A 13,075-nucleotide genomic window follows, 5' to 3' on the forward strand; every position below is an offset into this window, starting at 1 on the left:
GATGGGCCGGAAATCAAAACAGAATAAAACAGCTGCACCCCTTGCAGCACCCAAAGGCAAATTGCACCGATTAACGGGCTTTATTGAAAACCATCGTCTATTAGTGTTGTTCGCATGTTTAGTCATCGTGCTGTTGGCGGCTCTGATATCTTTTGATCCTAAACAATCCACTGGTGGTGATAACGGCACCTATATTTCCCTGACCCGGTCTTTGCTGGATGGAAAGGGTTATCGTGATCTGTATATGCCGGGCGAACCGTACCATCACCAATACCCTTTTGGATATCCCTTATTGTTGGCAGCGATCGGCGCTTTTTTTAACCAATCATTTTTGATGTATAATATATTTTCGGTAATCTGCCTGATCGCAGGTTGTTGGGTAGTGTATGGATTAATGCACCGTTTATCCGGGAGCGAGGGTGATTGGCGGTCAGTATTACCGGTGACGATTGTGTTGCTGACAGGGCTAAATCCTTCTCTGCTTGAATTCTCACACTTGGCCCTGACAGAGATCCCGTATTGTTTTTTTAGTTTGACTGGTTTGTTGCTGATCCTGCGGTCTGAACGCGAGCAGGGACTGTCCTATGTGTTATTGATCTTGGGACTAATTGTTTCGGCCTACAGCTATTATATTCGCCCCAACGGCATAACCTTACTTGGAGCGATAGTGATATATTTTATGTTTCGACGCAATTGGAAGGCGGTGATAATTACCGCAATCGGAGCGTTGATTTTGTTGCTGCCTTGGACCGTTTACAACCACCAAACCGGTAGCGGTATGGGACAATCGGTAAGCATATTTTTCACCAAGGATGTTTATAATCTTGACGCTGGAAGATTGGGATTTTTTGATATGTTGGGGCGGATGGTGGAAAATTGGCAAATATATTTCGGGTCTGTTTTACCGGCCATGTTTTTGCCGGTGGCTGGGACAGCGATCTCCGGTTTAGCCGGAGGCGGTAGAATTGCCGTTGCTGTGATCTGCTTCGGAATACTTATGACCGGCATAGTGACACAATGGCGCCGGCAAGGGGTGCTTATTGGTTTGTATCTGACTGGGTATATACTTTTGACTTTAGTTTGGCATCCCACGGTCAGCAGCGACCGCTATCTTGTCCCGGTATATCCGTTGTTGTTATATTTTAGTTTATTTGGAGTAATTTGGCTGACGAACCAAATTGATGTTGTTTTAACCAAAGCAGTCATACCAGTACTGACGATGATACTGCTGATAGCCGCAGCGGCCATTATTCTTCCCGAGGTAGCCAGCAATATGGAGATGCAGTCCGCCTACCGTAAGGGAGACCATCTGGCCGGATACGATCCGGCCTGGCGCAGTTTCTTCACCGCCGCGGAGTGGGTCAAAGCCAGCACCACGGAAAACAGCATCGTGGTTTCCCGCAAACCATCATTGTTCTTCCTTTCAGCTCAGAGGAAAACATTCTGCTATCCTTTCACCGCCAACCGGGATTCGGTTTTGAAAGTGATAGACCGGGCCGATTACGTGATGGTGGAACCGGTCAGCGGCACCGGGCAAAAATACCTGATCCCGGCCATCCAGCCGCTGCTGGACAAGAAATATAAAATCATATATGCCCAGGGCGAACCGCCCACCTATGTACTGCAGATAATAAAGGAGAATCCCAATGCCAGATAAGATCAATCTCTCGGTGGTGATTCCGGTCTACAACGAGGAAGAGAACATAGCCGAACTTTCATCGCGGCTAACCAAGGTTTGTCAGTCCCTGGGAAAAAGCTACGAAATACTGTATGTGGACGATGGAAGCAGGGACGGGACGCTTGAAGCCATTAAAAAAGCAAAGTTGAAGGATAATAATATTTATGCAATCAGCCTGGCTAAAAACTTTGGCAAGTCGGGTGCCTATGCCGCCGGCTTCCATGAAGCCAAAGGGGACGTGATAATCACCATGGACGGTGACCTTCAGGACCGGCCAGAACAGATCCCGGATTTTCTTAAAAAGATCGAAGAGGGATACGACCTGGTCACCGGCTGGAAGTATACCGGGAAGGGGAAAAGGGCTTTGTCTTCAATCCTTTTCAACGGTCTGGTGCAAAGGCTCACTAAACTCAGAAGTATTCATGATACAAATTGTCCCTTTAAGGCCTACAAAGCCGAGATCGTAAGCAGCCGGGAAGAGAACAAGAACGCGGGATTGTGGATCTATGGCAATCTATACCGCTTCATTCCAGCCATGGCCTTTTGGAAGGGTTACCGGGTGACCGAGATCAAAGTTGAGAATGATCCCCGCCGATACGGGCATACAAAATACGGGCCAACTAGATTTGTCGGAGGATTTTTAGATCTCTTAACTATTGTATTTATCACCCAATACATAAAAAGACCTTTATATTTTTTTGCAATGATTGGTTTGTCCCTTCTATGCACCGGATTTTTATTTGACTTAGGCATAGTCCTATATGGCATTGTTTATGAAGGCAGGGTTGGCCATTTTGCAATGTTGATTTTGGGTCTTATTTGCATAGTGATTGGCATCCAGTTCATTTTTACGGGACTGCTGGCGGAAATGATAGTCCGCCTGCATCAGGAACAGCGAAGAGATATTCCTGTTTACAGGAAACAATAATCTTTCGCAATATATTTGTTATTGGTGAAGAAAATATTTAAAAATCATTTTTTGCTGTTAGTTTTAACTGCGGCAAGCTTTTTTGCTTACAATGGACAGGACCTTCCTGATTACGACGATGCGGCCATAACTTACCGCTATGCCGAAAACCTCGCGTCAGGCAATGGGTTTGTATATAACGTTGGGGAAAGGGTGCTGGGAACGACCACGCCGCTGTTCACTTTGTTGTTGGCGCTGGGAATAAAGCTGGGGACAAAGGTTCACTTGGTGTCTGCAATATTTTCTTTTCTATCCCTGGCTGCATCGGTATTGCTGTTATACCGCAAAAGCAATCTTCCCGGGAAGTTCTTTGTATTGTTTCTGCTTAATGTCCAGATAATGATAGGCGCGACCTGCGGAATGGAATGCGGGTTGTATTTTTTAATAGCATTGGCTGTTTTTTTGCTTTGGCAGGGCAAACACTATCTTTGGTCCGGTTTGGCAGGGGGGCTGGCTATGCTGACAAGGCCTGACGGTATATTGGTGATTATTGCGCTCTTGGCTGCCTCTTTTTGGTCAGTTAAAAAGGGGATATCAGGGAAGCCTCTTTTACTGCTGTTGCTGGGTTTTTCGATTGTGGCCGCTCCATGGCTGGTGTTCAGCTGGAGGTATTTTGGCGATATCCTGCCGATGAGTTTTTATGCCAAGGTCCACGGAGGGGTGAATGTTGATATCCTATGGAGTCTTATTTACAAAAGCTTTTATCTGGTGCCATTTTTCATCATGGGGTTTTATTCCATGATGAAAAAGGCAAAGCAGGGGTGCTATGAGATCAGATTTTACCTGGCTGTCTGGTTCGTTCTTTATGCCCTGGCCTTCATCTTGATGAATCTGACCGAGAGAATGGTGTGGTATGTTTACCCGTTGGAAATGATATATGTGTTGTTCTCATTGGACGGCTTGCAAATGGCTGGGCGTGCGATTGGTCACAGAAAAATACGCCCGGTCTGGCTGTTCGTTCCCTTTATCGCTGTTGCATTGTCATTTTACGGGTACGGACTCTACACCTATCACCGCTGGTTGAACGGGAAGGAAACAGCCAAGATTGAAGCCGGAGTCTGGTTATCTCAGAATACCCCCCAAAACGCCGTGGTGGCATGCCATACATCTCTGGGACAGGTGGGGTATTATTCCCGGAGAAAGATGGTGGACAATGCCGGATTGATAAATCCAAAATACGATTTTGAAACATTGATAAAAACATACCAGCCGGATTATATAAAAAGCCAGAAAGTGCTCAGCTTTTCCGGTTACATATTGGTTTATTGCCAGCCCATCAAAGGATTTGATGATTATATGATGATATATCAACGTATTTGAAGGATTCATGAGAAAAAAGAATATAATAATCCTGGGCTCCACAGGGTCAATCGGAACTCAGACCATGGAGGTCATCACTAAATATCCGCAGCTTTTCAAAGTGGTGGGCCTGGCGGCCAATTCACGTTTTGATCTTTTGGCCCTGCAGATAAAACAATTCAAACCCCGGATGGTCTGCATCGGCGATACGGCTACCGGCCTGGCGGAGATAGACGGCCCGGGCTCAAAGTTCAAATTGGTCAAAGGTCCGCAGGGCTTAAAACAACTGGCTGCTCTCTCCGGAGCCGATATGGTAGTGAACGCCCTGGTGGGCTCGGCCGGACTGGAGCCGACTCTGGCCGCAATCCGGGCCGGGCACGACGTGGCCCTGGCCAATAAGGAAACCCTGGTGGCCGGGGGGTCATTGGTGATGCGGGCGGTTAAAAAGCACCAGATCCGGCTGTTGCCCATAGACAGTGAGCACGTGGCCCTGCACCAGTGCCTGGACGGCCGGGATGCCAAGATGGTCAAGAACCTGATACTGACGGCCTCGGGCGGGCCCTTCCGCAGCCACAGCCCCAGGCAGTTGAGCCGGGTTAAATCCCGGCATGCCCTGAACCACCCCACCTGGTCCATGGGACGGAAAGTGACCGTTGACTCCGCCACCCTGATGAACAAGGGGTTGGAGATGATAGAGGCCCATTACCTTTTCGGCATCCCGCCGGAACGGATCAAAATAGTCATCCACCCCGAATCCATAATCCACTCCATGGTGGAGTTCAAAGACGGCTCCATCATGGCCCAGTTGTCCACTCCCGACATGCGGCTGCCGATCCAATATGCCCTGACCCATCCCCAAAGGCTGCCCTCGCTGGTGAAGGACTGCCGGCTGGATGAACTTGGCAAGCTCACTTTTCATAAACCGGACCGGATGACCTTCAAATGCCTGGACCTGGCCTATCTGGCTTTGAAACGGGGGGGAGTGATCCCGGCGGTGATGAATGCCGCCAACGAAATAGCAGTACAGGCCTTTTTGGAAGGCAGGATAAGTTTTCTGCAGATCCCGGAATTGATCTCCGGAGTGATGGAAAAACACCAGGCCGCCGTGGTCAGGTCAGTTTCGGATGTCGTTTCCGCCGACCATTCAGCCCGGCTGATGGCGCAGGAGGATCTAACCAGTTTCAGACCAAATAAACATTGACAATCCGGCACCGGGTCTGTTATTCTTAAATGTTACAGGTGGCCTGAACCCTGCCTGGCAGAAGAGACCGATGCTCAACTAATCAACCAATAACTACCGACCGACATGGATTCAAAAATATTAGAATATATCCTGATAATCCCCCCGGTGCTGTTCGCCATCACCATTCACGAAGTGGCCCATGGGTTCATCGCTTTTAAAAGAGGCGATTCCACCGCTTTCCTGATGGGCAGGCTGAACCTGAATCCCCTGAAGCACCTGGACCTTTTCGGCAGTTTCATTTTCCCGGCCATGCTGATATTTTTCAAGGCTCCTTTTGTGTTCGGCTGGGCCAAGCCGGTGCCGGTGAACTTTTTCGCCCTGAAAAACCCCAAGCGGGACATGATCTGGGTCTCGGCGGCCGGGCCGGGCAGCAACCTGCTGGTGGCAGCAGCGGCCGGGCTTTTCTTCCGCCTGCTTTATCCCTTTTACGGGGGGCCGGAGACGATGCTGCACCCGGTGCTGGTGATCCTGTTCTATTTTGTACTAATAGACACCGCCCTGGCTGTGTTCAACCTGATCCCCATCCCGCCGCTGGACGGTTCCAAGATCCTGGCCGGGCTGCTGCCCGGGCCGCTTTCGGTCAAGTATTTGAGCTTGGAAAAATACGGGATGTTCATCTTTATGGCGCTGATAATCATCATCCAGTTGACGAAGATCAATTTCCTTTCCTACGTGCTGGCCCTGCCGGTGGTCCTGATCTCGCAGTTCTTCGGGGGGCCGGAACTGTTTCAGTTCATGCCCCGGTAGAAAAACAGAAACCATATATCAACGGTAATATGCACAATTACAGCAACAAGCATTATCCGGTCCGTGAGGGCCTGGGACTGATCACTATCAAAGGGATGCTGGCCCGCTCGGCAGGATTGTATCCCTACAAAACAGCCCTCCAGATCAAACGGGGGAACGATTTTTACAAGGTTACCTACCGGGATCTTAAGGAGAGAGCGGAACAACTGGCCGCCGGTCTGGCCAGCAAGGGGATAAAATTCGGCGATCGGGTGGCTTTGATCGGCGAGAATTGTCCGGAATGGGTGGAGGGCTACATGGCCCTGGCCAGCCTGGGGGCGGTGATAGTCCCATTAGACACCCAGCTCAAGGCCCAGGAGATCAGGCACATTCTGACCGATTCCGAGGCGGCGGCCATAATCGCCACCAATAGTTTCAAGGAAGCGGTGGACGAGGCAACCAGCAAACTTTCCAGCCTGAAGCATCTGTTCTCATTGAACAATCTTCCGGCGCTGTACGAAACGCCGGAACCAAAGGGGCTCAAGCGCCAGGTCCAGCTGGACGACCTGGCGGCCATCATCTACACCTCCGGCACCACCGGGCAGTCCAAAGGGGTGATGCTCAGCCACAAGAACATCATGTCCGACGTGGACGGAAGCTACCAGATCTTCCACTACGACCATCATGACAACTTCATCTCGGTGCTGCCGCTGCACCATACCTTTGAGGCCACGGCCGGGATGCTGGTGCCCCTTTACGTGGGGGCCACCATTACCTACGCCCAATCGCTGAAATCGCGGGACATCATCAACGACATCCGGGACAGCCAGGCCACCATGATGGTGGGGGTTCCGCTGCTGTTCGAGAAGATGTACCAGGGCATCACCCGGGCGGTCAAGGAAAAGCCGCTGTTGACCAGGATGGCCTTCTCCACCTCCAACGGACTGGTCCGGTCCATCAAGTCTGTCACCGGCAAAAGGGCCGGGGGAAAGGTCTTCCAGTCTTTGCGGGAAAAGGCCGGGCTGTCCAGCCTAAGACTTTTCGTTTCGGGCGGAGCGGCACTGAATGTGGAGGTGGGAAAAGGATTTGAGACCCTGGGTTTTGAGATCGTCCAGGGTTACGGCCTGACCGAATCCTCACCGGTGCTGACCATCAACACCGTCAAGAATCCGGATCACGCCTCGGTGGGGGCTCCCATCTCCTGCGTGGAACTGAAGATCATAGATCCCGACGGCAACGGGATCGGCGAGATCGCGGCAAAGGGGCCCAACGTGATGCTGGGCTATTATAAGAACCCCAAGGCCACCGAGGCGGTGATGAAGGACGGATGGCTGCTGACCGGGGACCTGGGGTACATCGACAAGCGGGGCTGTTTGTACATCACCGGCCGGGCCAAGAACCTGATCGTCTCCGCCGCAGGCAAGAACATCTACCCCGAAGAGGTGGAGGCCCAGCTGCTGAACAGCCCGTTCGTGGCCGAAGTTCTGGTGATCGGCGAAAAGAACCCCCAGACCGAGCGGGAAGAGGTCCACGCCATCATCTATCCCAATTACGAGGCCCTGGACGAATATGCGGCCAAGCACAAAGTTACCCTGGATACGGCCCAGATAGAAAAGATATTAAAGGAAGAGGTCAGGCACCAGTGCAGCCACCTGGCCGATTACAAGCGGGTCAAGCATTTCTCCCTTAGAGAGGAGGAGTTCCCCAAGACCACCACCAGAAAGATCAAGAGGTATCTGTTCGTCGGGAAAAAAGTACAGGTGTAGGACTACGAAACTGTCCGCAACCATTCTCCGGCACTGTGTAAACGTTTTATAGACCGGGAATCCATAAAGCAGGCAATCTCCCAATCAAAAACAACGGAGACCTTCAGCCATGTTGTTTTCCAAGAAAAAAGAAGAAAAGGCGCCCCTCAGTCCCATGGAAAATCTCAAGAAGGAGGAGGAAGCCCTGATCACCCAGGTGGAGCAGGGCCGCCGCAGCTACACCTCGCTGGACCAGCTTTTGGCCGACCGCAAGGCCATGCTGGAAGATGTCAATCACCGGCTGGCAGAGTCTTTGGGCGAAGAGATGTCCATGACCCAGAGGATGGAGGAAGCGCAGGGCAAGCTGGACGACATCAACCGCAAGCTGGACGACCGCACCAAGGAGGATTCCAACCTGGCCACCAAGATATGGGAGAAACGGGCCGAGCTTCTGAAGATAAACCAGCAGATGGGGGAGGACAATAAAAAACTGGCGGCCATAGAGGAAAAGAGCCAGGGCCTGCAGGCCGATCTGATGCTGCTGGAGCAGTCCCATTCCGAACAGCAGAGCCAGGCCGACAGCTGGAAGGCCGAACTGGCCAAGCTGCAGCAGGCCATTAAAGAGCGCCAGGCCGAGCAGGTTGAGGTCGATTCCAAGTTCAAGGAGCATGAAGCCAGGCTGGCCGAAGTGGACGGGACCCTGAAGTCCTGGCAGGACCAGGCGGCCGAGGCCGAAGGCCGGGTCGGCAAATTCAAGGCGGAGGAGGAAGCCTTAAAACAAAAGATCGAGGAGATCAGCAACCAGCAGGCGGCCATCCTGTCCGACCTGACCATGGCCGAGCAGGAAAAGAACGACATGCTGGCCGAAGCCCAAAAGAGCCGGGAGGAAGCCGAAGCCGTGAGGGCGGAGATCAAAATTTTGGTTTTGCAGAAGGACGAACTGGTCAAAGGCATCGAAGAGGTCAAGCACTCTGAATCACAGGTACTGGAGCGGCATCAGACCCTTAAGCAGGAAGAGGACCAGATCCGGCAGAGGATCGCCGGACTTCAGGCCCAGGAATCGTCGGTCACTACCAAGGTGGAAGCCTTGAACGGGGCCCTGGCCGACTCGGAATCCAAGCTTCAGGCCCTGGCACAGGACCATCACAATCACCGCCAGCAAATAGAGAGCATGACGGCAGGGCTGTCTTCCAAGGAAAAGGAATTGTCCGAAAAACAGCAGCAGCATGAAGGCCTGATTAAGGCGATGGAACAGATGGAAACGGAGAAGACCCAGGCCGCCGCCATGCTGGAGGAGATACAGACCAATGTCTTTAAGGCGGAAACCAGGCAGGCCGAGCTGGAACAGCGCAATGCCGAACTGGTTCAGATAGTAGAGGCCGATACGGCCAAGGCCGCCGGACTGGAAAAGGAGATCGCCCAGCGCCAGCACGAGGTGGCGGCGGTGCGGGAACTGGAAAGCTACCTGGCCGACATTCGCGGCCAGATAGAAGAAGCAAAACAGCACCTGCAGAAGATCGGAGAGGACCGGGTCCAGGGCGAGCAGCAGATGGAACAACTGTCTTTGCAAAAACAGGAATTGGAGTCACAGGTAAAACAGCAGATGGAAGAACTGGACTCCAAAAAACAGGAAGCTGAGTCCCAAGCCGGCCAGTGGGAATCCAGACTGAACGAGCACAATCAAAAAATGGCGGAGCTTGAACCGCAGCGAATCCAGATGGAAGAGGCGGTCACAGCCTTGTTCCGGCAAAAAGAGGAACTGGAGCAGGGCATAGCCGGGCTGAAGAACGAGACCCAGTTGCTGGAAGAGGCCAATCAGGAGCTCAACCAACTGAAAGCCGAGCGCAAGGAGCTTCAGGCCGAGGTCAAGAAGATAAAACAGCAGAAACAGGAATTTGCCCAGTCGGCCGAGGAAAGCCAGGCCAAACTGGATAAGTCGGAAGCCCGGCTGGAAAAGGTGAAAACCGAGGAAGCCCAGTTGAAGGAAAGTCTGGCCGCCGCCAAAAAGGAAGTGGCTGATATCGGTAAGGAACGGGCCGAGCTGGAGAAATACCTGCACCAGAAGCAGGACCTGCTGGCCGAACAAAAAGGATTGAAATCCAGCGTGGACGCCCTGAAGGCCGAGCTGGCTGCTTCCCAGGAGCAGCTGGATGTGCTTAAGGAAGAGGAGAAGGGCTGGAGCCTGAGGCTGGAGGATAACAAGAAACAGGCCCAACAGATGGAAAATCTGCTGGAAACATTAAGGACTGACGAGGAAAAGGTTAAGCACCGTCTGGAAGAGGCCGGACAGGCTGCCGAAAAGATCGCGGTCATTGAGCAGGAGATTTCAGGCAAAAAGAACGAGATAGATGAATTGAATGCCCAGGCCGATGAGGCCCGCAGCCGGATGGAGGCCTTGAAGAAGGAACAGGCCGAAATGGAGCAGGAGAAGGCCCGCCGCCGCGAAGAGGAGATGTCGGCTTTGACCAAGCTGAAATCCAAGGTAAGGCCCCAGGGGCTTGGGGCCGGGACGACCCCATCCCCGGCACCCGCCACCCCAGCCATTGCTCCGATCCCGGAACAGCCATTGGCGGCGGAGCGCCCGGCCCTGGCCGCCCGGCCATTGTCGCCGTTTGCCGGAAAGCCGCCGGAACCGGCCAAGCCGCTGGGCCTGCCCAAGGCTGCCCCGGCCCTGTTGAAACCGGCCTCGCCGCTGTCCGCTCCCCATCAGGCGGTACTGCCGATCAAAGAGCACACGTCCCCGCTAAAGCCAGTTTCCCCCTTCTCCAACCCGCAGGCCCGGCCGGGACTTGCGCCCAAAGTGGCGGTCAATCCCCTGGGCAGGATGCCATTGCCGGTAAAACCCCAGACCGGTCTACGGCCGCCCGTGCCCCCGGTGGCCCACCGGCCCGCGCCGCTGAGCCCGCCCAGACCTTTGGAAAAACCCAAGGGGGATGTCTCCTTCAGCTGATAGGATCATATGGACGAAGCGTTGCAGCAATATCTGACCCACCTGGCGGTGGAAAGGGGGCTGTCTGGGAATAGTCTTGGTTCTTATGCCAGCGACCTAAAACGTTATCTGTCTTTTTTGAAAACCAAGAATATTGGTGATCTCCAAACGGTGGAGAGGAAAATGGTCTCCGAATTCCTGTCAATGCTGATGGGCTACGGGCTTTCCCCGGTCTCTCTTTCCCGGAATATCTCCGCCCTGAGGGGGTTCCATCGTTTCCTGGCCTCGGAGGGGATCGCCAGAACCGATCCCACCGAGAACATAGAGACCCCGCGGCTGGACAAAAAACTTCCCGAAGTTTTGGATCTGAGCGAAGTTGAAATACTGCTGGCCCAGCCGGACCCTGCGTCCCTGCTGGGCCTGCGCGATAAGGCCATGCTGGAGCTTTTGTACGCCTGCGGCCTTAGGGTCACGGAGCTGTTGACCCTTAAAACCTCGGACCTGTTCTTCGACCAGGATTTCATCCGCTGTATCGGCAAGGGATCCAAGGAAAGGATAGTGCCGGTGGGCCGGTCGGCCCGCAGCTGGACGGAGAAGTACCGCCAGAATACCCGTCCAGCTTTATTAAGGAAATTCAGCACCGAAGTTCTGTTCCTTAACAACCGGGGCCGCCTCATGTCCCGGATGGGTTTTTGGAAACTGCTGAAAAACTATGCCCAAAAGGCCGGGATCAAGAAGCGGGTGCATCCCCACATCTTGCGCCATTCCTTTGCCACGCATTTGCTGGAGGGCGGGGCCGACCTGCGCTCGGTGCAGGAGATGCTGGGCCACGCCGACATCTCTACCACCCAGATATACACCCATGTGGACCGGGAGTATTTGAAAGAAGTGCACCGGCAGTTCCATCCCAGGGGTTGAAACAAATATATTTACCGGGACGCTGGCTTCGGCACAAGCTCAGCCGAGCGATTTTTGCAGACATTGTAGTAAACCCTTCGGCACTGGCTTCGGCAATTGCTCAGCCCGGCGGCTCATGGCAGGTTCTGCCGAACTATATTATGGATCTTTTTGTCTCAAAACCAACAATATATACAAGGAGTCAACCATGAAGAAAATATTACTGGCATCAGTGCTGGTTCTTCTTGCCGTTTCCGCTTTTGCCCAGAAGCCCCACGGCATCGTCAACCTTAAAACCGTTGACGTGATAATTGACGGCAAGGTAACCGAGGGCGAGTATCCCACCCACTATACGGATTCCTACACCGGCATCGGTGTCAGCTGGGTTTCGGACGGAAAATTGCTTTATGTGGCATTGGAAAGCCCGCATAAGGGCTGGGCGGCCATCTCATTTGGCGAGCATAAGATCCGGGGAAGCGCCATGATCATCGCCTATCATGACCCTTCGGGCCGCCGGGTGGACGAGCACATGGGCAGCTGGGTCTCCACCCACAAGGCCATAGAAAAGCCGAAATTAGTGGACTTCAAGACCGCCAAGACCAATTCCGGGATGATAGTTGAATTCTCCATGCCCCTGGCCCTTTCCAACGGGCAGGCCATAGTTCCGGGACAGCCGATGCCATTCGTTCTGGCCTATCACAAGAGCAAGACCTCGTTCAAAGGCCGGCCCAGCCGCAAGTCTTCCGGGATGCTGGTCCTGGGCAGGGCTGAGCAGGAAGGACAGGGAGAACCTGAGACGGCGGCCCCGGCTGATACCACGAAAAAGTAAATGATATATACGGGCTTTCGGACAAATGTCTGAAGGCCCGATTTTCTTGCCAGGGATAGACAGGATTTACAAGATTTCAACGGAGCATTAAATAAAAACAGCTACTCCAAAATACTTTTAGGAGAAGATGATGAAGAACATCAAAGCATTATTGCTGTTGCTGCTGTTGCCGGGACTGCTGTTTGCCGTCAAAAAGGACATCCAGAAGATCCCGGTGATAGTCCGCTCAGAGGCGAAGGTTGACGGAGTGATCGCCAAGGGAGAATATCAGTCCTCTTTCACCGATACCAAGACCGGCATCACCGTGCACTGGCAGGCCGACAGCGCCAACCTGTACTGCGCCATGCAAAGCCCGGGACAGGGCTGGCTGTCGATCGGCTTCGGCTCTGGCGGGATGAAAGGCGCTGTTATGATCATAGCCTATCAGACAGCAGAAGGGAAATGGGCGGCTGAAGAACATCTGGGCAAAGCCTTTTTCCGGCATGCCCGGGCCGAAAACACGAGACTTATCGCGGCCAGGGCCGGGATCATTGACGGACATACCGTAATGGAATTCTGCCTGCCGCTGTCCCTTTCCAACGGAAAGACCATCAACAGCGCCGGGGAGCTGCCGTACATCCTGGCCTATCACCAGGACAAGCCACAGCTTTCCAAACACAGCAAAAAATCATCGGGCCTGCTGGTCTTGACTTCGGGTAAATAGCGGCTATAATTGGAAAGAGACCGAATTCCCAACCGCAATCCAAAGAAGAGGCGTTATGG

The 13,075-nt window shown here is 53.2% G+C and carries 10 protein-coding genes; all 10 read left to right on the forward strand.

Annotation, left to right across the window (positions count from 1 at the left end; translation table 11 throughout):
• Position 1 precedes the first annotated feature (1 nt).
• The 10 genes from HZA73_08750 to HZA73_08795 all read left to right on the forward strand — a co-directional run bounded on the left by HZA73_08750 (position 2) and on the right by HZA73_08795 (position 13,016).
• On the forward strand, positions 2-1,657 hold the full coding sequence (locus HZA73_08750) for a hypothetical protein (GenBank protein ID MBI5806120.1): 1,656 nt from the start codon (positions 2-4) through the stop codon (positions 1,655-1,657).
• The gene (locus HZA73_08755) at positions 1,647-2,606 is read left to right on the forward strand and encodes a glycosyltransferase family 2 protein (GenBank protein ID MBI5806121.1); all 960 of its coding nucleotides are present in this window, start codon (positions 1,647-1,649) and stop codon (positions 2,604-2,606) included. The genes HZA73_08750 and HZA73_08755 overlap by 11 nt, the downstream gene beginning before the upstream one ends.
• A 51-nt stretch (positions 2,607-2,657) precedes the next feature.
• Positions 2,658-3,965 (forward strand): hypothetical protein, encoded by a 1,308-nt coding sequence (locus tag HZA73_08760; GenBank protein MBI5806122.1) that lies wholly within the window; start codon positions 2,658-2,660, stop codon positions 3,963-3,965.
• Between the two features lie 7 nt (positions 3,966-3,972).
• Positions 3,973-5,145 carry a 1-deoxy-D-xylulose-5-phosphate reductoisomerase gene (locus HZA73_08765; protein ID MBI5806123.1) on the forward strand — a complete coding sequence of 391 codons (1,173 nt, stop codon included), beginning with the start codon at positions 3,973-3,975 and terminating at the stop codon, positions 5,143-5,145.
• Between the two features lie 105 nt (positions 5,146-5,250).
• Positions 5,251-5,934 (forward strand): site-2 protease family protein, encoded by a 684-nt coding sequence (locus HZA73_08770; GenBank protein MBI5806124.1) that lies wholly within the window; start codon positions 5,251-5,253, stop codon positions 5,932-5,934.
• A 29-nt stretch (positions 5,935-5,963) separates the two neighbouring features.
• Positions 5,964-7,679: an AMP-binding protein gene (locus tag HZA73_08775; GenBank protein ID MBI5806125.1), complete on the forward strand. Its 1,716-nt coding sequence runs from the start codon at positions 5,964-5,966 to the stop codon at positions 7,677-7,679.
• Between the two features lie 109 nt (positions 7,680-7,788).
• Positions 7,789-10,608 (forward strand): hypothetical protein, encoded by a 2,820-nt coding sequence (locus tag HZA73_08780; GenBank protein ID MBI5806126.1) that lies wholly within the window; start codon positions 7,789-7,791, stop codon positions 10,606-10,608.
• Positions 10,609-10,617: 9 nt separating this feature from the next.
• Positions 10,618-11,505 (forward strand): site-specific tyrosine recombinase XerD, encoded by an 888-nt coding sequence (xerD, locus tag HZA73_08785; protein MBI5806127.1) that lies wholly within the window; start codon positions 10,618-10,620, stop codon positions 11,503-11,505.
• A gap of 187 nt (positions 11,506-11,692) precedes the next feature.
• The gene (locus HZA73_08790; GenBank protein MBI5806128.1) at positions 11,693-12,313 is read left to right on the forward strand and encodes a hypothetical protein; all 621 of its coding nucleotides are present in this window, start codon (positions 11,693-11,695) and stop codon (positions 12,311-12,313) included.
• 130 nt (positions 12,314-12,443) lie between these two features.
• Complete coding sequence (locus HZA73_08795) at positions 12,444-13,016, forward strand: hypothetical protein (protein MBI5806129.1); 573 nt, start codon at positions 12,444-12,446, stop codon at positions 13,014-13,016.
• Positions 13,017-13,075 lie beyond the last annotated feature (59 nt).

This window comes from candidate division TA06 bacterium (assembly GCA_016235665.1).
Classification (GTDB): Bacteria; Edwardsbacteria; AC1; order AC1; family EtOH8; genus UBA5202.